Source organism: Serratia sp. KH_031, assembly GCF_057839655.1.
Map to the genome: position 1 here is coordinate 3,881,940 of NZ_CM174496.1, position 21,488 is coordinate 3,903,427.

The 21,488-nt window shown below is 50.7% G+C and carries 20 protein-coding genes; 9 read left to right on the forward strand and 11 right to left on the reverse strand.

Going from position 1 to position 21,488, the window contains the following annotated elements:
- Window positions 1-4: 4 nt before the first annotated feature.
- The 4 genes from AC3ISQ_RS17445 to AC3ISQ_RS17460 are packed head-to-tail and all read right to left on the reverse strand — an operon-like array spanning window position 5 to window position 4,005.
- Window positions 5-634 carry an NADH:ubiquinone reductase (Na(+)-transporting) subunit D gene (locus tag AC3ISQ_RS17445; protein ID WP_489348538.1) on the reverse strand — a complete coding sequence of 210 codons (630 nt, stop codon included), beginning with the start codon at window positions 632-634 and terminating at the stop codon, window positions 5-7.
- Window positions 627-1,421: a Na(+)-translocating NADH-quinone reductase subunit C gene (locus AC3ISQ_RS17450; RefSeq protein ID WP_489348540.1), complete on the reverse strand. Its 795-nt coding sequence runs from the start codon at window positions 1,419-1,421 to the stop codon at window positions 627-629. Before AC3ISQ_RS17450 ends, AC3ISQ_RS17445 begins: the two co-directional genes overlap by 8 nt.
- Window positions 1,411-2,652 (reverse strand): NADH:ubiquinone reductase (Na(+)-transporting) subunit B, encoded by a 1,242-nt coding sequence (locus AC3ISQ_RS17455; protein ID WP_489348542.1) that lies wholly within the window; start codon window positions 2,650-2,652, stop codon window positions 1,411-1,413. The genes AC3ISQ_RS17450 and AC3ISQ_RS17455 overlap by 11 nt, the downstream gene beginning before the upstream one ends.
- A gap of 3 nt (window positions 2,653-2,655) precedes the next feature.
- On the reverse strand, window positions 2,656-4,005 hold the full coding sequence (locus AC3ISQ_RS17460) for a Na(+)-translocating NADH-quinone reductase subunit A (RefSeq protein WP_489348544.1): 1,350 nt from the start codon (window positions 4,003-4,005) through the stop codon (window positions 2,656-2,658).
- A 576-nt stretch (window positions 4,006-4,581) separates the two neighbouring features.
- On the opposite strand from AC3ISQ_RS17460, the gene dpaA reads away from it, so the two are divergent.
- Window positions 4,582-5,412 carry a peptidoglycan meso-diaminopimelic acid protein amidase gene (gene dpaA, locus AC3ISQ_RS17465; RefSeq protein WP_489348546.1) on the forward strand — a complete coding sequence of 277 codons (831 nt, stop codon included), beginning with the start codon at window positions 4,582-4,584 and terminating at the stop codon, window positions 5,410-5,412.
- On the opposite strand, the gene AC3ISQ_RS17470 is transcribed toward dpaA, so the two are convergent.
- Window positions 5,359-6,150, reverse strand: coding sequence for a class II glutamine amidotransferase (locus AC3ISQ_RS17470; protein WP_489348548.1), 792 nt, complete (start codon window positions 6,148-6,150; stop codon window positions 5,359-5,361). The genes dpaA and AC3ISQ_RS17470 overlap by 54 nt on opposite strands.
- A gap of 60 nt (window positions 6,151-6,210) precedes the next feature.
- On the reverse strand, window positions 6,211-6,789 hold the full coding sequence (lpcA, locus tag AC3ISQ_RS17475; RefSeq protein WP_489348550.1) for a D-sedoheptulose 7-phosphate isomerase: 579 nt from the start codon (window positions 6,787-6,789) through the stop codon (window positions 6,211-6,213).
- Between the two features lie 243 nt (window positions 6,790-7,032).
- Here lpcA and fadE point away from each other — a divergent pair, with 243 nt between their 5' ends.
- Together fadE and AC3ISQ_RS17485 are read left to right on the forward strand one after the other, a co-directional pair.
- Window positions 7,033-9,483: an acyl-CoA dehydrogenase FadE gene (gene fadE, locus AC3ISQ_RS17480; RefSeq protein ID WP_489348552.1), complete on the forward strand. Its 2,451-nt coding sequence runs from the start codon at window positions 7,033-7,035 to the stop codon at window positions 9,481-9,483.
- Window positions 9,484-9,843: 360 nt separating this feature from the next.
- Window positions 9,844-9,954 carry a hypothetical protein gene (locus AC3ISQ_RS17485; protein WP_489353359.1) on the forward strand — a complete coding sequence of 37 codons (111 nt, stop codon included), beginning with the start codon at window positions 9,844-9,846 and terminating at the stop codon, window positions 9,952-9,954.
- A gap of 172 nt (window positions 9,955-10,126) precedes the next feature.
- Here AC3ISQ_RS17485 and mtnK read toward each other — a convergent pair whose 3' ends face one another.
- Complete coding sequence (gene mtnK / locus AC3ISQ_RS17490; RefSeq protein ID WP_489348553.1) at window positions 10,127-11,326, reverse strand: S-methyl-5-thioribose kinase; 1,200 nt, start codon at window positions 11,324-11,326, stop codon at window positions 10,127-10,129.
- A gap of 137 nt (window positions 11,327-11,463) precedes the next feature.
- Between mtnK and mtnA the strand changes: the two genes are divergently transcribed.
- Window positions 11,464-12,507: an S-methyl-5-thioribose-1-phosphate isomerase gene (gene mtnA, locus AC3ISQ_RS17495; RefSeq protein ID WP_489348554.1), complete on the forward strand. Its 1,044-nt coding sequence runs from the start codon at window positions 11,464-11,466 to the stop codon at window positions 12,505-12,507.
- Here mtnA and AC3ISQ_RS17500 read toward each other — a convergent pair.
- Genes AC3ISQ_RS17500 through AC3ISQ_RS17510 form a run of 3 tightly spaced genes read right to left on the reverse strand, consistent with a single transcriptional unit; the run spans window position 12,489 to window position 14,328 of the window.
- Entirely contained in the window at window positions 12,489-13,031 is a 543-nt protein-coding gene (locus AC3ISQ_RS17500; RefSeq protein WP_489348555.1) for a 1,2-dihydroxy-3-keto-5-methylthiopentene dioxygenase, read from the reverse strand. The two genes, mtnA and AC3ISQ_RS17500, sit on opposite strands and share 19 nt — an antisense overlap.
- Window positions 13,028-13,717 (reverse strand): acireductone synthase, encoded by a 690-nt coding sequence (mtnC, locus tag AC3ISQ_RS17505; RefSeq protein ID WP_489348557.1) that lies wholly within the window; start codon window positions 13,715-13,717, stop codon window positions 13,028-13,030. The genes AC3ISQ_RS17500 and mtnC overlap by 4 nt, the downstream gene beginning before the upstream one ends.
- Entirely contained in the window at window positions 13,714-14,328 is a 615-nt protein-coding gene (locus AC3ISQ_RS17510) for a methylthioribulose 1-phosphate dehydratase (RefSeq protein ID WP_489348558.1), read from the reverse strand. Before AC3ISQ_RS17510 ends, mtnC begins: the two co-directional genes overlap by 4 nt.
- Window positions 14,329-14,415: 87 nt before the next feature.
- Between AC3ISQ_RS17510 and AC3ISQ_RS17515 the strand changes: the two genes are divergently transcribed.
- The 5 genes from AC3ISQ_RS17515 (at window position 14,416) to AC3ISQ_RS17535 (ending at window position 20,271) form a co-directional block, all read left to right on the forward strand.
- Window positions 14,416-15,576 (forward strand): pyridoxal phosphate-dependent aminotransferase, encoded by a 1,161-nt coding sequence (locus tag AC3ISQ_RS17515; protein WP_489348560.1) that lies wholly within the window; start codon window positions 14,416-14,418, stop codon window positions 15,574-15,576.
- Entirely contained in the window at window positions 15,564-16,337 is a 774-nt protein-coding gene (locus tag AC3ISQ_RS17520) for an amidohydrolase (protein WP_489348561.1), read from the forward strand. The genes AC3ISQ_RS17515 and AC3ISQ_RS17520 overlap by 13 nt, the downstream gene beginning before the upstream one ends.
- 140 nt (window positions 16,338-16,477) lie before the next feature.
- Window positions 16,478-17,068, forward strand: coding sequence for a hypothetical protein (locus AC3ISQ_RS17525; RefSeq protein ID WP_489348563.1), 591 nt, complete (start codon window positions 16,478-16,480; stop codon window positions 17,066-17,068).
- Entirely contained in the window at window positions 17,065-17,220 is a 156-nt protein-coding gene (locus AC3ISQ_RS17530) for a hypothetical protein (protein ID WP_489348565.1), read from the forward strand. The genes AC3ISQ_RS17525 and AC3ISQ_RS17530 overlap by 4 nt, the downstream gene beginning before the upstream one ends.
- A gap of 234 nt (window positions 17,221-17,454) precedes the next feature.
- Window positions 17,455-20,271 carry an autotransporter family protein gene (locus AC3ISQ_RS17535; RefSeq protein WP_489348567.1) on the forward strand — a complete coding sequence of 939 codons (2,817 nt, stop codon included), beginning with the start codon at window positions 17,455-17,457 and terminating at the stop codon, window positions 20,269-20,271.
- A 337-nt stretch (window positions 20,272-20,608) separates the two neighbouring features.
- Here AC3ISQ_RS17535 and AC3ISQ_RS17540 read toward each other — a convergent pair whose 3' ends face one another.
- Window positions 20,609-21,487, reverse strand: a complete 879-nt coding sequence (locus AC3ISQ_RS17540) for a siderophore-interacting protein (RefSeq protein WP_489348569.1) — start codon at window positions 21,485-21,487, stop codon at window positions 20,609-20,611.
- Window position 21,488 lies beyond the last annotated feature (1 nt).

A 21,488-nucleotide genomic window follows, 5' to 3' on the forward strand; every position in this document is an offset into this window, starting at 1 on the left:
GCGATTACTCCTTCTCAATCTGCGCTGGTTTCAGAGTGCGTAGACCCCAAATCAGCAGACCGATGATAAAGAACGCGCTGGGTGCCAGCAGGAACAAGCCGTTTGGCTGATACCAGCCGCCATTTTGTACCGTTTCCAGCACCGGGATGCCAAACAGCTTGCCGGAACCGAACAGCTCACGCAGGAAGCCGACCACCACCAAAATCACGCCATAACCCAGACCGTTACCGATACCGTCCATAAAGCTTTCAATCGGCGGTGATTTCATCGCATAAGCTTCGGCGCGCCCCATCACAATACAGTTGGTGATAATCAGACCAACGAATACCGACAGTTGTTTGGAGATTTCGAACGCATAAGCACGCAGCAACTGATCGACCACGATCACCAACGAAGCGATAATCGCCATCTGTACGATAATGCGCACGCTGTTAGGAATGTGGTGACGGATCAGTGAAATAAAGAAGCTGGAGAACGCCGTCACTAGCGTTACCGCGATGGTCATGACCACTGCAGTTTCCAGTTTGGTGGTGACCGCCAACGCGGAACAGACGCCCAGTATTTGCAGAGCGATCGGGTTGTTGTCGAACAATGGTCCGAGCAATACCCGTTTAATCTCTTTGGAATCAGCCATTTTTCAGCGCTCCTTCACGAACTTTTTTCAGGAACGGGCCAAAACCTTGTTCGCCCAACCAGAAATCGAAAGTGTGTTGCACACCGTTGGAGGTCAACGTGGCACCGGACAAACCATCCACCCCGTGCTCATCCCCCGAGCGCGCACTACCTTTAACGACGCGGATCGCCGGTTCACCGTTGTCATCAAACAACTTCTTGCCAACCCACTGCGCGCGCCAACTTGGATTTTCCACTTCACCACCTAACCCCGGAGTTTCACCCTGGTCGTAATAAGTGATGCCTTTCACTGTGTTGCCATCGGTATCCAGAGCGACGAAGGCGTACATCATTGACCACAAACCGGTGCCGTAAACGGGCAACACGATCTTGCTGGTCGCACCGCTTTCATCGCGCACCAGATAAATCTCTGCACGATTACTGCGGCGCTTGATGCCCGCTTTATCTTCTTCCGCTGGCAGCGCGATACTCTTACTGTCATCACGTAGTGCCGACGCCAGATCGAATGCCGCAGCGTTGCCTTGCACAAAGTCACCGCTATTCAAATCCAACAAACGGGGTTCGATACGTTGATCAAAAGTGGCTTTAACTTGCGCGCCATCCATTTTTGGTTGCAGCAGTCCGGCAACGTCCAAGATATTGCGCTGTTTATCCAACAGTTTCTGTTCCTGCTGTTTGGATTTCAGGCCGACGGCGGAACCCGCCACCACCACTGAACACACCAGACACAGCAGTAATACCACCAGCAGCGTTTTACCGATGCTGTCATTTTTTGCTTCATTCGCCACGGGCTTTTCTCCGCTTGATGTTGGCCTGCACCACCAGATAATCGAACAGTGGCGCGAACAGGTTGGCGAACAGGATCGCCAGCATCATGCCTTCCGGATAGGCCGGGTTGACCACACGGATCAACACACACATCACACCAATCAGGATGCCGTACCACCATTTCCCTTTATTGGTAAATGCGGCGGAGACCGGATCGGTAGCCATGAAGATCATACCGAAAGCAAAACCGCCTAATACCAAGTGCCAATACCAAGGCATGGCAAACATGGGGTTGGTTGTGGAGCCAATGCTGTTGAACAGGAAGGCGGTGGCGATCATGCCGATCATCACACCAGCCACAATGCGCCAAGAGGCGATACGGCCGAACAGGATGATGGCACCACCGAGCAAGATCATCAGGGTAGAGACTTCACCGATCGAACCCGGAATGTTACCGATGAAAGCATCCATCCAACTGATCGATTGACCGGTTGCCACGTTGGTCAGGTTGTGCGCGCCACCCACGCTCCACTGCGCCAAAGGCGTCGCACCGGAGAAACCATCGGCTGATGTCCACACCAGATCGCCAGAGATCTGCGCCGGATAAGCAAAGAATAGGAAAGCACGACCAGCGAGTGCCGGGTTAAGGAAGTTGCGACCAGTACCACCGAAGATCTCTTTAGCCACCACCACACCGAAGCTGATGCCCAGCGCCGCCTGCCACAGAGGCAGAGTTGGCGGCACGATCAACGCAAATAGGATCGAGGTTACAAAGAAGCCTTCGTTGATCTCATGTTTGCGGATGATGGCAAACAGCACTTCCCAGAAACCGCCGACCAAGAACACTACCGCGTAAATCGGTAAGAAGTAGGTCGCGCCGAGCACCATCTTACTGACCCAACCAGCATCGGCGGCTAATGAAGCCCCTAGCCATTGAGCCAGACGGTAATGCCAGTCACCGGCCAACACCTGTTGCAGTTGATCGCCACTATATAAATGATGCAGTGCAGGGATCGCCTGTTGGCCAACGTTGAACATGCCCCAGAACATGGCTGGGAACACCGCCAGCCACACCAGGATCATCATACGTTTTAGATCGATCGCATCACGCACGTGCGAAGCACCGTGGGTTACCGTTCCCGGTGTGTAAAATACCGTGACGGTGGCTTCATACAGCGGGTACCACTTTTCCAGCTTGCCGCCGGGCGTAAAGTGATGCTCGATTTTCTCAAAATAATTCTTCAGGCCCATCGGTTATCCTTCCTGCTCAATCTTGGTCAGCACGTCACGCAGCACCGGGGCATATTCATACTTGCCGGGGCAGACGAAGGTGCACAACGCCAGATCTTCTTCATCCAGCTCTAGGCAACCCAACGACTGCGCGCCATCGGTATCCCCTGCCAGCAAATCACGTAGTAGCAGTGTCGGCAGGATATCCAGCGGCATCACCCGCTCGTAATTGCCGATCGGCACCATTGCGCGTTCTCCACCATTATTGGTGGTGGTGAAAGCAAACAACTTGTTTTTCAGGAAGTGACCGAGGGTAGTACGAGTGATGGTGAATTTATCAGCAGAAGGCAGAACCCAACCCAGCAGTTCTTTCTCACGCCCTTCCAACAGTACGGACACCAACGAATGGAAACGACCGAGGTAAGCATTCGGCGCTTGGGCGGTAGTCCCGCTGAGTACCGAACCTGAAATTACGCGATTTTCACCCGCTTGCAGACGATCTGCGGTCAGTTCATCCAGGTTAGCACCTAAGTGAGTGCGCAACAGTCCAGGTTGTTTCACCTGCGGCCCGGCCAACGCCACAACGCGGCGAGTATCCAATTGACCCGTGGTGAACAGAGTGCCGATAGCGATCACATCCTGGTAGCCGATGTGCCAAACGGTTTTCTTCAGGCTAACCGGTTCTAGGAAGTGGATGTGAGTACCCACTAAACCGGCTGGGTGCGGCCCGGCAAATGCGTTATAGGTTATTTGCGCAGATGATTGCTCAGCCAATTTGGCACCCGCCGCTTGGCAAACGTGCACTTTACCTTCAGTCAGGCGCGTCAGCACCGTTAACCCAGCGTTAAACGCGGCTTGTTGCTGCGCAATAATCACTTGTGGATCAGCAGCCAATGGCTGGGTATCCATCGCGGTAACGAAAATAGCACGCGGCTGAGTCCCCGGCGTCGGGGTTTTACTGAACGGGCGAGTGCGCAGTGCGGTCCACAGACCGCTGGCCAACAGATCGCTTTCAACCTGTTCGCGCAATAATTGCGGCAGATCTTCCTGACGGTAATAAGCAAATTCAACCTGCTCATCACCACCGTTTTCGATCTCGATGACCACCGATTGCAACACGCGACGCTCACCACGGTTGATAGCGATAATACGGCCGCTAGCGGGAGCCGTGAAGAAAACGCCAGGGAGCTTTTTGTCTTCGAACAACGCCTGACCTTTCTTAACGGTATCGCCTTCCTGCACCAGCATGGATGGCCGCATTCCGACATACTCTTCCCCGAGCAGGGCGACATGCTTAATGTCAGGGCCGTCTTGAATCACCTGGGCTGGCGCCCCGGCTATCGGCAGATCTAACCCTTTTCTGATTTTAATCATAGGATTTATACGATGTTTTATGGTTTCACACGCCTAGCCAACCTCAAAAGGTCGCATTGGCGATGCAGGATGATAAGGCTGCCCAGGCAACCTCTGGGTTGAGCATTGAGCCCAACATGAATTCTCTCGCACCGACTCAATATGTTAACAAACATGTCTATCCGTTAACTTTGATGTCCAATGTTCTGACAGGCAATACTCACATTCAATACTTTATTGCTGCCAGTAACCCTGTTAACAACTCGGTTTTACTTATCAATAACCCAATGGCTATAAAATAAGCAGGGTTTTACGGAAGGCCGAATTCTAACATTTTCGAGGCTATTTTTCCTCATTTGGCAGTGACCTGAGTCAAGCAAACACAATTAATTTTTTGCTGTATTTGATAAGTAATCGTTAAAATCTGTAGGAAGATTCATTTTTTCCGATGATTGTCGCTTTTTTATACACCCAACATATTGCTAAAAAAATAGACACTGGTAATCTGACGGTGTTTTCATAAAGTAAAACCAATCAGTGGCACGCTGGTCGTGTTGATTCCGCCAGCGGATAAATATAAGCAGGAATAATTAAATAATGAGCAAGATCGCGCTGTTGTTTGCGATGCTATTTTGTATGCCGATGATCACGGCTTGCGCCAGCGAGCAGGTTCCTGAGTCGCCGGTAGTTAAACAGCAATTATTGGGTTCGCCCGTCTATATCCAGATATTCAAAGAAGAACGTAAGTTGGAATTGTACGCCAAAATGGGTAATGAATTCCGCTTGGTGAATAGCTTCCCTATCTGCAATTTCTCTGGTGGCTTGGGGCCTAAACGCACTACAGGTGACTTTAAAAGCCCCGAAGGTTTTTATAGCGTCGACATGCGTAATTTGAAGCCTGACAGCAAATATTACCGAGCCATTAATATCGGATTCCCGAATGAATACGATAAATCGCAGGGTTATTCCGGTGCCTATTTGATGATCCACGGCGAATGTAAATCGATCGGTTGTTACGCCATGACCAACCAGTATATGGACGAGATTTACCGTTATGTGGAGGCGGCCTTTGTTCACGGTCAGAGCCAAGTGGAAATCAGTATTTACCCATTCCGTATGACTGAAAAGAACCTGCAACGCCACCGCAACTCAAGCAATATCGCGTTCTGGCAGCAGTTGAAGCCGGGTTATGAGTATTTCGCCAAGAATCATCAACCGCCAATGGTGACAGTTTCCAACGGCCAATATGTGCTGGCACGTCCAGTCATGGGCAGTGGTCAGCCAACGCAATATGCATCGGCCACTCCGGTTAACGATAATGTGGTTAACAATAGTCTAACCAACTCTGGCTTCCTCAATCCGGCTTTGGTTAACTCAAGCCCGGCGAATCCGTTCACCCAGAACAAGCCGCTCACCGAAGTGAAATAACGCAAACTCACCTGGCGCAATTTTGTGCCAGGTTTCATTGCCCGTCAGCGGTTGAGTCGCGATCACCGTGACCACATCATTCGGTGTGGTCTGCCGCTGAAAATCAATCTCTACATCCTGATCAAGCAACGTGGCTTTGCCAAACGGTGCACGTCGTGTGATCCAATACAGATTGGTGGAGCAATAGGCCATCACGAAACGGCCATCCGACAACAACATATTGAATACCCCTTTCTGCCGCAATTGATCCGCCAGCGAAGCGATATAACGGAACACCGCTGGCCAGTTGCCCGGCGTGCGTGGGTATTTCAACGTGAGTTGATGCAGTAACCAACAAAAGGCGTATTCACTGTCGGTCTGCCCTACCGGACGGAAATTGCCGGTTTCCAAACCTCGATAGCCTTTTAGCTGACCATTATGCGCGTAAGTCCAATTGCGCCCCCACAGTTCGCGGGTAAACGGATGGGTATTTTCCAGTGCCACTTCGCCCCGATTAGCTTGACGAATATGTGACACCACGGCGCAGGACTTGATCGGATATTCCTGCACCAAGCGAGCGACTGGCGAGTTGAAGCTGGGCTGAGGATCTTTAAACGTGCGGCAACCGTTACCTTCGTAAAAAGTGATCCCCCAACCATCCTTATGTGGCCCGGTACGGCCACCGCGCTGTACCAATCCGGTGAAACTAAAGCAGATATCGGTAGGTACGTTTGCGCTCATCCCGAGCAGTTCACACATCGCCAGCACTCCTTAACATCACTGACCGTTCCCACCCTTATCGAGTGGGAGTTTTAACATTTACTTTACCATCTCTTTTTCGATCAACTGAATCAAGATGTGAATCGCTTTTATATGGATTTCCTGAATACGATCGGCATAACCAAAGTGCGGTACACGGATTTCCACATCGGCAGAACCGGCCATTTTGCCGCCATCCTTGCCAGTCAGAGTGATCACTTTCATCCCTTTAGCACGAGCCGCTTCAATCGCCTTGATCACGTTGCCGGAATTGCCAGAGGTTGAAATCCCCAGCAACACGTCACCTTTACTACCGACCGCCTCCACATAACGAGAGAATACATAGTCGTAGCCAAAATCGTTACTGACGCAAGACAGGTGACTAACGTCAGAAATCGCAATCGCCGGATAACCCGGACGGTTTTCACGGTAGCGGCCAGTCAGCTCTTCGGCGAAATGCATCGCATCACAATGAGAACCACCGTTACCGCAAGAAATCACTTTGCCGCCGGCTTTAAAAGAATCGGCCAGCAATACCGCGGCGCGCTGGATGGCATCAATATTGGCATCGTCTTTAATGAAGTTTGCTAGGGTATCTGCCGCTTCATTTAATTCACTACGAATCAGATCGTGGTACATGAGGAACCTCTTGTTATCGTCAATCTTCCGCTCCGCAGTGTAACGGATTGCAGAAAAACCGAGAAGCCCTGTGAATACAACATCAGGCAGCTTAAGGATACGTTCAGGTTTTGATTATTGATGCTACCAGTTTGTGACTTGAGTTGTAATTAAGATGTAAATGCATTGATAAAAAGATCGACATAGACTAAAACCAATACATACATCAACAGGTCAGACCTCTTACGACTTCGGAGCTTCATTATGATGGTTCTTAGTATTGTTGTTTTACTGGCGCTTATTAGCGTGGTGTTCTATCACCGCGTGAACCTCGCCCTAAGCAGTCTGCTGCTCTTGGCCTTCACCGCGGCAATGGGCGCTATCGGTTTGTGGAGTTATTGGGTGTTGCTGCCGCTGGCCATCATCCTGTTGCCGTTGAACCTGACTTCCATGCGCCGTTCCCTGCTGTCCGCACCGGCTTTACGCGCTTTTCGCAAAGTAATGCCGCCGATATCCACCACTGAAAAAGAAGCAATCGAGGCGGGGACAACTTGGTGGGAAGGCGATTTGTTCCGTGGGCAGCCAGACTGGAACAAACTGCACAATTATCCAAAACCACAGTTAAGCGCTGAAGAACAAGCGTTTATTGCCGGCCCAGTGGAAGAAGCTTGCCGCATGGCAAATGATTTCCAGATAACGCATGAACTGGCCGATCTGCCGCCAGAACTGTGGGCGTATCTGAAAGAACACCGCTTTTTCGCCATGATCATCAAGAAAGAATACGGCGGTTTGGAGTTCTCTCCTTATGCTCAGGCGTTGGTATTGCAAAAACTGGCAGGTGTTTCCGGTATTCTGGCGATTACCGTCGGTGTACCTAACTCCCTCGGTCCAGGCGAATTGCTGCAACACTACGGTACCGATGAGCAAAAAGATCACTATTTGCCCGGTTTAGCACGTGGCGACGAGATCCCTTGTTTCGCACTGACCAGCCCAGAAGCGGGTTCCGATGCAGGTGCCATCCCAGACGTCGGCACCGTTTGCATGGGCGAATGGCAAGGTAAGCAGGTTCTCGGCATGCGCCTGACCTGGAACAAACGTTACATCACACTGGCACCGGTCGCGACCGTATTGGGTTTGGCGTTCAAACTGTACGACCCAAATCACCTGTTGAGTGATAACGAATCCCCCGGCATTACCTGTGCGTTGATCCCAACCAGCACACCGGGAGTGGAAATCGGCAACCGTCACTTCCCACTGAACATTCCATTCCAGAACGGCCCAACCCGTGGGACAGACGTCTTCGTTCCAATCGACTACATCATTGGCGGGCCAAAAATGGCCGGTCAAGGTTGGCGGATGCTGGTTGAATGTCTGTCGGTTGGCCGTGGCATCACCTTGCCTTCCAACTCTACCGGCAGCTTGAAAGCGGTTGCGCTGGCGACCGGGGCTTATGCCCATATCCGCCGTCAGTTCAAAGTCTCTATCGGCAAGATGGAAGGTATCGAAGAGCCATTGGCGCGCATCGCAGGTAATACCTATGTGATGGATGCTGCCGCTTCGCTGATCACCTACGCCTTGGTTCAAGGTGAAAAACCTGCGGTGCTGTCTGCCATCGTGAAATACCACTGTACCCACAGAGCCCAGCAGTCGATCGTCGATGCCATGGATATTGCCGGTGGTAAAGGCATCATGCTTGGTGAGTCTAACTTCTTGGCAAGAGCCTATCAGGGCGCACCAATCGCCGTCACGGTAGAAGGTGCCAACATTCTGACTCGTACCATGATGATCTTTGGTCAAGGTGCGATCCGTTGCCATCCTTACGTACTGGAGGAAATGGGTGCAGCGCAAAACAACAATTTGGCCGCTTTTGATAAAGCCCTGTTTAGCCACTTGGGCCACGTAGGTAGCAGCAAAGTGCGTAGCTTCTGGCTCGGTCTGACTAATGGCCGCACCAGCAGTACACCAACCAAAGATGCGACTCGCCGTTACTATCAGCAGCTGAATCGCTTGAGTGCTAACTTAGCGCTACTGTCAGATGTTTCTATGGGCGTGCTGGGCGGTAGCCTGAAGCGTCGCGAGCGGATCTCTGCCCGCTTAGGGGACATCCTGAGCCAAATGTATCTGGCCTCTGCCACTTTGAAGCGCTTTGAAGATGAAGGCCGTCAAAAAGAAGATCTGCCGCTGGTACATTGGGGTGTGCAAGACAGCCTGCATCAAGCAGAACAAGCGCTGGATGATTTGTTGCGTAACTTCCCGAACCGTTTTATCGCCGGCGCAATGCGGTTTGTCGTCTTCCCGTTTGGTCGTGTGCATAACGCACCTTCCGATCGTCTGGATCATCAAGTCGCGAAGATCCTGCAACAACCGTCCGCTACCCGCAGCCGTTTAGGCCGTGGTCAGTACCTGACACCTAGTGAGCATAATCCTTATGGTCTGCTGGAAGCGGCGCTGGCCGATATTATCGCCGCCGAGCCAATCCACGAACGCCTGAGCAAAGAAAGTGGTAAAAACCTGCCATTTACTCGTTTGGACCGTCTGGCAAAACGCGCTCTGGATGAAGGCAAGATCAGCGCCGATGAAGCGAAGATCCTGATCAAAGCGGAAGAAAGCCGTCTTCGTTCTATCAACGTTGATGACTTCGAACCAGACGCATTGGCAGCCAATAAATCGGAAAAGTCAGCTACACCAACGCAGCGGCATACTGAAGCCGCATAACACTAAAAACAGAGTTAATTTCCGAGGGGCGACGCAAGTTGCCCCTTTCTTTTTGCAACGCGGACAGAAAAATTGCGAGGCGTTTCCATGGTTGGAGAAGTGATGGGTTTCAGCGGTAAAACATTCGATTAGAGTGCGCGTGGGTGCCCTGGATCTTTTTGTCCCGGGCATGAAAATGTGAGGGATAGAAATGAAAAAGGCCCCGGTTCGATTTACATCAACCCGAGGCCACCTTCACTACCAGAACAGTAGTAAGGTAGCCTCTTCACTGCCGCAAGGCAATAGAAAAGGAGGTCAAAAATGCCGCAAAAATGGATACTACTGAGCCTATTGGTTCTCTGCATAACGTTGTTAATGTTTATGTTAATTACTAGAGGTTCGCTGTGTGAGTTACGGTTAAAACGTGGTTCCCCTTCATCTTTCAAGCCGCAGGGGTGTTGGCTGCCTTCGTTCACCCCAATCACTTGGTGAACCAAGCTCATGGGGATTCGCTCAGTTGCCGCCTACCTGCAACTTGAAATCTATCGGGGATTGCACAGAGTTTGCGGTCGTTCTGGCTTACGAATCTAGAAGATAAGGCAACTTACCCCAACGGCAAAGGATCGCCGTTGGGTGTTGGGTAGCGATCTCTGGGCACCCTTCTTTACCCATGCTGGCGGATACGCGCCAACAACGCATCGATGTGTTCGATTTGCGGTGTGTTGACGATCAGTGCTCGTCCCAAGCTCAGCGCATGGCGCTGGCACTCAAGGCGCATCCCGACATCGGTAATGCTGTCCAGATCGGCGACATGCGCCAGACCAATAGTTCGACGGATCAGTTCAGTGCCGCAGAACCCCACTGCATCAGCCCAGACCTGCTGCAAGAACTGCTCGGCATAACCCGGCGTAGCAAGAGCAACATCGCGGCTGTGTTGATGGCATAACGCCAAAAAGCGATCGGCAAAGATCAGCCAAAGTTCACGCACGTCTTGCAAGCGTTGTTCGCGCCCGGCAGCAGCATCTCGCGGGCCGAATAACCCCGGCAATCCACAGTAATTCAACAACAAATTACCCATCGCGGTACCAATATCAAATCCTATTGGACCGTAGAAACCAAACTCTGCATCGATGGTTTTCAACTTACCCGCAGCAACAAAAATCGAACCACTATGAATATCGCCATGCAATAAGGCTTCGGCTTTGGTCAGGAAGTGGTGCTTCAACTTCGCCACCGCCAGTTTCAGCACCGCATCTTCACGCAGCTCATGTACCTGCTGCAGTAATGCCTCATCAAACTGATTGCGCTCGTGCTCGATATAAGGGTCAGTAAAGAACAAATCTTCAGTGATCTGGCACAGTTCTGGGTTAGTAAATTTCCCTACCTGCGCTTTCTTTTGCTGCGGCGATTGATGAAAATCTGAAGTGTGGAACAGCGTTTGCGCCAGATATTCGGCCAACTGCCCAGCAGCCAAGGGATAATAATTGCCAGCGATCAACTCATGACGCCAAATTTGATGGTCGGAAAGATCTTCCTGCACCATCACCGCCAATTCAGGATCGTGATGCAGGATCTTCACCGTATGTCGTGGACACAATTTGCCGTGTTCCAGCAAGGTTTCCGCTTCAATACGTGCACGATCCAGCGTCAATGGCCAAGATTCGCCAACACAGCGCACATAAGGCAACGCCTGTTTGACGATCACTCGGCTAACCCCTTGGTTATCGCGGATCTTGAATACGAGATTCAGGTTGCCATCACCAATTTCATCGGCACTGACCAGCGCCTGCGGATCAGCCAATTGTCCATATTGACGGGCATATTCGACAGCATCAGCAGCCGTAAACGTATGATAAAGCGACATCCCAACCCCTCTAAAATCTCTAGCACTCACATTAAATTTTTAGATGTTAAAGCGTTTAGACGTCTATACATCCATGATTCATGTTGGCAGAATAGCGTTACAGATGCAATAACAACGCAACAAGGATTTAACTGCTAATGCAATCGATTAACACCACCAGCTTAAACTTGCAGGACAACCGACTCTGGATCCTCGATCAACAAGCCTTGCCGCAGGAAAAACGGTGGTGTCCTTGCGACAGCGTTGAAGAGTTGGTTGCGCACATACACACCCTACGCGTGCGCGGTGCGCCACTGATTGGTCTGTCTGCCAGTCTATTACTGGCATTATTGGCTGAGCGCGGGTTATCACGTGAAGAACTGCAACAGGCACTCAATACTCTGCGTGCAGCGCGCCCAACGGCAGTGAACCTGATGAATAATTTAGATCGTATGAAGTTGGCCTTGGCACAGGCGGAATGGGTTCCTGCCATGGTGGCAGAAGCCTTGCGTTTGATAGAGGAAGACCGTGCGCTGTGCGATCGCATTGCCGATCATGGAGCTACGCTGGTTAAACCGGGGAGCCGTCTACTAACTCACTGTAATACCGGTGGATTAGCAACCGCCGGGGTTGGTACCGCCATTGGCGTATTGTTGCGCGCACATCAACAAGGCAACGTTGAGCAAGTTTGGGTCGATGAAACGCGACCATTGCTACAAGGTGGGCGTCTAACCGCCTGGGAACTGGGCGAATTGGGCATTCCTTACCAACTGATTTGTGATTCGATGGCAGCCAGTTTAATGGCTCAAGGAAAAGTCGACGCCATTTGGGTCGGAGCCGATCGTATTGCCGCCAACGGCGATATCGCCAATAAAATCGGCACCTACAGTCTGGCGGTATTAGCCCATTACCACCGAATTCCTTTTTATGTGGCGGCACCGCACACCACTCACGATCCGCATTGCCCCAATGGCGCGGCAATCCCCATCGAACAGCGAGCGGCGGCAGAAGTTACCGGCGTAGCGGGAAGTTTCGGTAGCTGCCAGTGGGCGCCGGTAGAGGCTTCAGTCTATAACCCGGCTTTTGATGTCACTCCTGCCGAGCTAATTAGCGGTTGGGTGTTGGATAGCGGGATCATCACCCCAGAGCAGGTGAAAAACGGCATCTTCCAACACCCATTCGATCAGGCCAATCGTGGATAAGCATCGGCAATCTTATCGCCAGTAAATTGTGCCACCCAACCTTCCGGGTTATCAAAGACCCGGATGGCGGTGAAATTAGGTGCTGAGCCCATATCAAACCAATGGCGAGTGTTAGCAGGGACGGAAATCAGATCGTTTTTCTCGCACAGGATCTGGTAAATCTTCCCGTCTAAGTGCAAGCAAAACAGCCCGCTACCTTCAACAAAGAAACGCACTTCGTCTTCACCGTGGGTATGTTCAGACAGAAACTTCTCACGCAGTACCGCACGCTGGGCGTTGTCTGGGCGCATGCTAATCACATCCCAACTCTGATAGCCTTTTTCCGCCACTAAGCGGTCGATCTCATGTTGATAGGCGGCGATCACGGTTTCCGACTGTGGATTATCACCTAATGCACGATCCGCCTGCCAGCGTTCAAAACGCACACCAATCAGCGCAAGCTGTTGCTTGATCTCCACCGCATCCTGACTTTTCCACAGTGGCTGCTGCGCATCTTGATCGCTGAAAATCGTCAATCCACTCATTGGGCAAACTCCTTTAAATCAATCTGATCGAAACGACTTACCTGCGGATGCTGGCTTTGGTTACCGGCATCATCACGAATTAATTGGCAAGTGCGCCATCCCGCTTCGCGAGCAGCGTCCAGTTCCTGATGAATGTCGGACAAAAACAGCAATTCATCCGCAGGCAAACCGACCTCTCGGGCGATATTGTGATAAGACGCCACTTCACGCTTAGCACCGACATGGGTATCAAAATAACCATTGAACAGCGGCTGTAAATCCCCGGCGTCGCTGTAACCAAACAGCAGTTTTTGCGCCGCCACCGAGCCAGAAGAATAGACGTAGAGTTTCAGCCCTTGTTGCTGCCACGCAGCCAATTGCCCCGCCACTTCAGGATAAAGATGGCCGCAAAAATCGCCGTTCAAATAACCATTGCGCCAAATCATGCCTTGCAGCGCTTTTAATGCGGTGGATTTACGATCTTCATCCATAAAACGGTGCAGCACGGTGCTAAGAGTGGCCATGTCCGCTTGCGGTTGTTCTATCTCACCGCGTAAAGACGTCAACGCAGTGGCCACCTCGGGTTCATTGGCATGTTCATCAATAAACTGCGTCAACCGCTCACGCGCATAAGGAAATAATACTTGATGAACAAAGCGAATATCGCTGGTGGTACCTTCAATATCGGTCACAACGGCGCGGATCATTTTGCCTCCAGTAAACGGCGTTGTAATTCACACTGGAACAAGAACTCCAGCCCTTCGAGATGACGTCGCGCTTCCACCACTTGGTTGCCCCAGCAGTACAAACCATGTCCGCGAACCAAAAAGCCATAAGGTAGTGAATGGGTCTCTGCGTGAACCGCTACGCGCGCGGCCAATGCAGGGATATCCTGATTGTTAGCAAAAATCGGGATGCTGACGCTATCGAGATGGCTTTTTTGTCCGCTGAGTGACTTTTGCATCTCGTATTCCTGCAATACCAACGCATCACTTTTTTCCACTCGCGACAGCACCGTGGCGTTGACCGAATGGGTATGTAGAATCGCCCCCACTTGCGGATACATACGATAAATCAGGGTATGCAACCCAGTTTCCGCCGATGGTGTACGTCCGCTTGGCACATGATTGTTAGCAATATCCACCAGCAATAAATCCTGTTCGGTCAAACTGCCTTTATCCTTACCTGACTCCGTGACTAAGCAACGTTCACCATCCAAACGCAATGACATATTGCCGCCAGTGGCGGGACACCAGCCTTTTTCACCGATCCAGTGGCAAGTTGCCAACAGTGCATTGAGTTGCAAATTTCCCATCATTTAGCCATCCAAACGTCTTGATTGCCGAAAATCTTAACATCGTGTTATATTTTCAGCAACATAAGTACTACGGAGTATCCACCGGTTATGAGCACATCAGCACTGATCCCAGACAGTAAGTTACCCAACCTCGGCACCACTATCTTTACCCAGATGAGTGCATTGGCACAGCAGCATCAAGCAATCAACCTGTCGCAAGGTTTCCCTGATTTCGACGGCCCGGATTATCTACAACAACAGTTGGCATGGCATGTTAGCCAAGGCGCCAACCAATATGCCCCCATGACCGGCGTTGCGCCGTTGCGTGAAGCGATCGCCGAGAAAACTGCACAATTGTACGGCTGGCAACCTGATGCCAATAGCGAAGTGACCATCACCGCGGGTGCCACAGAAGCTTTATTCGCCGCAATCAGTGCATTGGTACACCCCGGTGATGAAGTAATCTGTTTTGATCCCAGCTACGACAGCTACGCTCCTGCGGTGACGCTTTCTGGTGGGATTTTGAAACGGATCGCTCTGCAACCACCGACATTCCAGGTTGATTGGCAACAATTTAGCGAGCTGTTATCACCCCGCACCCGATTAGTGATCGTCAATACACCGCATAACCCTTCTGCCAGCGCGTGGCAGGCTGAGGAGTTGCAACAGCTCTGGCGAGCCATTGCAGAACGTGAAATCTATGTGCTGAGTGATGAAGTTTACGAGCATATCTGTTTTGCCAAAGGCGGCCACACCAGCGTGCTGGCACATCCACAGTTACGTCAACGTTCCATTGCCGTGTCTTCTTTTGGTAAGACCTTCCATATGACTGGTTGGAAAGTCGGCTATTGCGTCGCCCCTGCGGCGATCAGTGCAGAAATACGCAAGGTTCACCAATATCTGACATTCTCCGTCAATACCCCGGCGCAGTTGGCCATCGCCGATATCCTACGCAACGAACCTCAACACTGGCAGCAATTGCCGGCGTTTTACCGTGCCAAACGCGATCGTTTTGTACAGGCATTAACCCCCAGTCGGCTGGAAATATTACCGTGCGAGGGTACATACTTCTTATTGGCGGATTACAGCGCGATTTCCGATTTGGATGATGTCGCCTTCTGTCATTGGTTAACCGAGCACGCAGGCGTGGCGGCGATCCCGCTTTCCGTCTTCTGTGCCGATCCTTTTCCTCATAAATTGATCCGGCTGTGCTTCGCTAAACAGGATGCCACGCTGGATACGGCTACGGAGCGGTTATGTCGACTTTAAAAATTACCCTGTTGCAACAACCTTTAGTCTGGCGCGACGGGCAAGAAAACCTGCATCAGTTCGATAACCTGCTCCCGACCGTGACAGGCCGCGATCTGATCGTGTTGCCAGAGATGTTTACCACCGGGTTTGCTATGGATGCGGGTGAAAGCACGTTACCGGAGCAACAAGTGATCGATTGGCTGCACAGTTGGGCTAATAAAAACAATGCGTTAGTCGGTGGAAGTGTGGCACTCAGAACCGATAAAGGCGCTATCAATCGTTTCTTGTTGGTTGAACCCAGTGGGAAAGTACACGCTTACGATAAACGCCATCTATTCCGTATGGCGGGTGAACATCTGCATTATCAAGCGGGTACACGTCGTGAGATTTTCGAATGGCGCGGTTGGCGCATCCTGCCGCAAATCTGTTACGACCTGCGTTTCCCGGTGTGGTCACGCTACCAGCAGGATTACGATCTGGCGTTGTACGTCGCTAACTGGCCAGAGGCACGCCGCCATCACTGGCAAACGCTGCTAACCGCGCGAGCCATTGAAAACCAAGTGTATGTGGCGGGCTGCAACCGTGTCGGTGAAGATGGTAATAACCTGAAGTACAGCGGTGACAGTCTGGTTATCAGTCCACAAGGGGAAACGTTGGCCTCGGTAGAACCGCACCAAGCCGCTCGGCTAGATGCCGAGTTATCGTTGGAAAATCTGCAAAGTTATCGCAGTACTTTCCCGGCTTGGCAAGATGCGGACAGCTTCCTACGTCACGATTGAAACAGACTTAACGGTTACAATAATTTTCGAGTGGCTACGCAAAGTAGCCATTTTAATTCACTGATTTAAATAAAATTATTTATTCCTATTGCGTATCGCCTTAGCATCTTGCCAACTTATTACGTTGAAAGGAGGCTCCTATGCTGGATACACAACAAGCGGCACAGTTAACGCGTGATACGCTGCAATTACTGTTCGATCAGCACCAAATCCCTTTAGATGCATTAGTCATCAGCCAAGCTGATCTTGAAGTGGTTAAACGGGGTTACGGCAATCAACAACTGCGTTGGGATCAGTTCACTGAGCGTTATCTGCATGATCCGCAACGTTTTGAACTTTGCTTGAAACTAAACCAAGCATTGCCCGGCCGCTATCAACCTCCTTCGGGTTTGGTACTGTGCTACTACGAGGCTCAAACTCAGTTATTGCAGATCGATATGCTGCAAAACTTTGTATGTCATGATCTTTTTCACCCTCTAAGCCGTAAGATGAGTCTCTATACGGTATTAGCCGCCTATTTATTCATGTCTGCCGTCGGCGGTAAAAAACTACGACTGCTCGATCCACGTAACAAAAAACTCACGAATTATTATGTTGAGTATTTTCCATTTCGCCACGACGAGTACGGTTTAAGTCTGGAAGCCAATTATTCAGCGCTCACTCGCTGGTTACAGCGCCGTATGTTCTTAATTCTGAATAAACCCAACATTATCCCACGAGGAATAAAATGAAACAGAATGCCAAAACAAAACCCGATATGAGTCAACATGAAGTATTAAAACGATTGAAGAAGGCGTTTGGTCTAATTGATGCGGCATTCCCAGCTCTGATGGCTCTCCCATCGACACCTTGCGACGAAATTATCGGCCCGCAATATCATTAGTAACCACTTTATATAAATGGTTATTTGTTTTTTATAATGGATAATTGATTAACTTTTAATCTTGCATAGCAAGAATAACTCATCACTCCACCAGATTATTCTTAATAAATTAATCATTTTTATTGTGATAAAAATCACGAAATACGAATAATCCGAATAATTTTTTTTGACAGAGTGTAACCATAAATTAGTTTTAACAAATAGCCAATAAAAGAAGTCTCTGGGAAGCCTGCAATGCAAAACCAAAAATATAAGACCCCGCGTACTGTGCTCACGACCATATCATTATCCATACTCGCTGCTACCAACGCCTACGCGGCCTGTGACAATCACACCCCCACCAACGGTTCTTCTGTGCAATGTACCGCAGGAGTTACCGATACTGTCCCGATTACCGCCAGCGCTGGCAATAATAACATTACCATTAATAATGATACTGGTTCAGTACTTTCCACTACCGGCACTAATGCCATTACGTTACAAAGTGGAAATGTGATTAATAACAATGGGACAATTTCTGCCAGCGGGAGTGGTGTTAATGCGATTAAGACCGGAACTGGCTCAGTAATAAATAACAATGCAACCGGAATAATCAGCAGCACCAATGGCATAGCCATTTCTGCCACGGGTGATAACTCGTTATTCAATAGTGGCATTATTTCCGGGCAAGGCACGGCTATCCAATTTTCCAGTGGTAATGATCGGATAGAAATAAACGGTGGCACTATTACCGGCAAAGTTAATCTTGGCGATGGTCGTAATAGTTTCACTATCAATCAAGGTACGGTAGCGGGAGATGTTCAACAAGGTAGTGGCATTGATGATTTCGTGATGAATGGCGGTAAGATTTCGAATTTATATCAAGGCGATAGCCTCGATACTTTTACCATGACTGGTGGTGAAATCACCGGAGCTTTTGAAGACGGTGATAAAGCTTGGATGACTGGCGGCAAGATTGGCCGCGTCAATATGAAGTTGGACAACAACCTTTTCGATATGTCCGGCGGTGAGATCGTCACCAATCTGGTTACCGGGTTTGGTAATGACACTATTATCCTCAGCGCAGGTCGCATCGGCGGCAATATCAGCGTCAGCGGTGGGAAAGACAGCGTCACTATCACTGGGGGCTCCGTCGGCGGTGAGATCCGCATGAGTAATGGCCAAGATACGTTGCTGTGGAAAGATGGCGGCACGGTAGCAGGTAATATTCTGATGGGTGAAGACAATGACGTCGCGACACTGCAAAACCTGAATGCCGCCACTATTGCCTCTACACCCCTGCTGGACGGTGGCTTAGGCAACGATAACCTGACTTTGGATGCCAGTAACGCCAGCAACCCGCAACGTTTCATCAATTGGGAAACCGTCTCTTTAAGCAACGCAAGTTCGCTAGAAATGAACGGGCCACTCGTTTTAGGTGATGCGACATCGCTGACCGGCGTACTTAACATCGACAGCAGCAGCCAGGTGTTAGCAGGAGGGCAAAGCGATGCCAATATCCGCGCTCAGGGTAGCGATTCGTTAGCCACCGTTAATAACGCCGGCACCATCGATTTAACCAACGGTTCAGACAGCACCAGCGATCAACTCACCATCAACGGCAATTATCATGGGCAAAATGGTCAATTGAAGCTGCAAACGGTACTGATGGATGATAGCTCTGCCAGTGACCGTTTAATGATTTCAGGTGGCGTTGCCGACGGCAGCACCATGATTAATGTCACCAATATCAACGGTTCAGGTCAGGCAACGCTCAACAACGGCATCATGCTCGTGGGTACCAATAATGGCGGCACCACCAGCGGCAGCGCTTTCAGCCTGAATGGAGGTTCTATTTCCGTCGGTTCCTATGAATATGTGTTATTCCGCGGCGGCGTTACAGCAGGAACCGAAAATAACTGGTATCTACGTAATCAGCTGATTGCGCCACCCGTCGTGGTTGAACCAACCCCACCGGTAGATCCCGGCACTCCACCTGTAGATCCCGGTACGCCTCCTGTGGACCCAGGCACTCCGCCGGTAAAACCAACACCTGAAGTCGCAGTTCCGACAGCGGCACCGGGTAGCCCGGTATTACCGGTGGTCAAAGCGGGTGATGCGCCAGTAACGCTCTATCGTCAAGAAACGCCACTGTATTCAGCGGCACAATCCGTAGCCTTCAATCTGGGGTTATTAACACTATCCACCTTCCATGAACGCCAAGGTAATCAGCTACTGCTGCAAGGTGATGGTGGAGATTTCCCATCCAGTTGGGGGCGCATCTACGGTCATCATTATGAGCAAAGCTGGTCTGGTTCAGCAGCCCCTTCTTTTGATGGTTCCATTGATGGTTTCGAAATCGGACAGGATCTGATCGCCAACCGCTACGATAACGGTCAACGCGATCACGCTGGGATGTTCTTTGGCTACACCCGCGCTGATGGTGATGTGAACGGTTCGGTGCGCGGCTTCCAAGACAGTTACGCCGGTAAGCTAAAAATTAACGGTTACACACTGGGTACCTATTGGACGCATCTGTGGGCCAATGACGCCTATATTGACGGCGTATTGTCTTACACCTGGCTCGATGGAACCCAAGAGTCCGGGCGCGGAATGGAGGCCAAAGCAGACGGCGGCTTGATTACCGGTTCACTGGAAACCGGCTATCCACTGAACTTTGCCGAAAATTGGTCATTCGAACCACAGGCACAGATTATCGTGCAACGCCTGTCGCTGGATGACACTAACGATGCAATTTCCACCGTGCAATATGATGACGAAACGCTGGCGACCGGACGCGTTGGTTTCCGCCTACAAGCTAATTACTCGCAAATTCAGCCGTACCTGAAAGTGAATCTGTGGCACAACTTCGACAGCACCAGTACCGTGCGGATTGGCGGCGATGCCATTAATACCAATAACGAAAGCACCGCGCTGGAGTTCGGGCTGGGGCTGAGTGCCAAAGTCAGCAGTAATGTGGATCTGTATGCTGCAGCAAGTCAGGTGAGCGATGTAGATAGCAACCACCGTAAGGATTACACCGGGAATTTGGGGGTGAGAGTTAACTGGTAACTCTCCGAAGAGGTTTGCTCTTTATTAGATAGTTTTTTAGTTTCGGTCGCTAATCATGGGTTGTTTCATGTAACGCAGGTAACCGCGACCGAGTCGGGGGCTCAAGAGCCAGCCCCCGACGCCCCGGCCCTTGCCAAATCAGGCGGTTGCTGACGTAACGACCCTCACTGCGGCACTACGCATAACGGCCGGCTACGATATACGTCCCTGTATAACTCGCCTAAAACCGCCATCCATGGCGGTTTTGCCTATGCTTCGTTTCTCCGTTCGGCGCCTTCAATGGCGTCAACACCAGTGATCAATTCAGCATCTTCATCGCTTTTTATCATGTTTAACGTCAACACCAATACGCCATAAAATTCACCGCTGCGCGGTCTAGCTCTCGTTCACCGATCAAATAGCGTCGCAGCGCCTTCACCGTCGAAGATTCCGCCGCCACCCAAGCATAAAAACTATTCGCCCCTTGCGCGCGCTCCCACAGCACATCACCCGCTAGGCTATTCTCCGTCAGGGATTGTTCTGCGCTACGTGCTGCATCAGGGATCTTCACGCGTTGACGCACTGATTCCACCAGCAAAGTGCCGTGCAGGTGCTGATGCCCAACATCACGCGGCAACCAATAAATCTCAGCAAACGGGAAGTGCGCCACATCAACACAATCGCCCGCTACGGGTACTTCGAAAAATGCCTGCACCTTGGGTGGATTGCTCTGCTGCGCAAGCTGTTCGAGAATCCCCATCGCCGCGGGTAACGCGGTTTCATCGGCAATCAGCAACGCCTGTTGCATCTGCGTTGGTGGTATCCATTCATATCCACCGCTGTCCCCCTCGAACGCTCCATCTGGAGCAACAATCTGAATCGCATCACCGGGCTGCGCATGAGTCGCCCAAGCTGAAGCCGGGCCATTCACGCCATGCAACACAAATTCCACATCCATTTCGTTCGATTCGGTACGTAACGCACGTAAGGTGTAAGTACGCATCACCGGACGTTGTTCTTTGGGCAGCGCCATATAATTGCGATACCAATCGTCGCCATTAACACATTGAGGAGACTGACCATTTTCTGCTGCAAACAGCAATTTTATCCGTTGATCCGGCGCTTCCAGCTTCATTAAATGCACGTCTGAACCTTCAAAAACACAGCGCATTAACGAAGGGGAAATCAACTGTTTAGCTTTTAGTCTGACATCAAAAATACGATAACCTGCGGACATC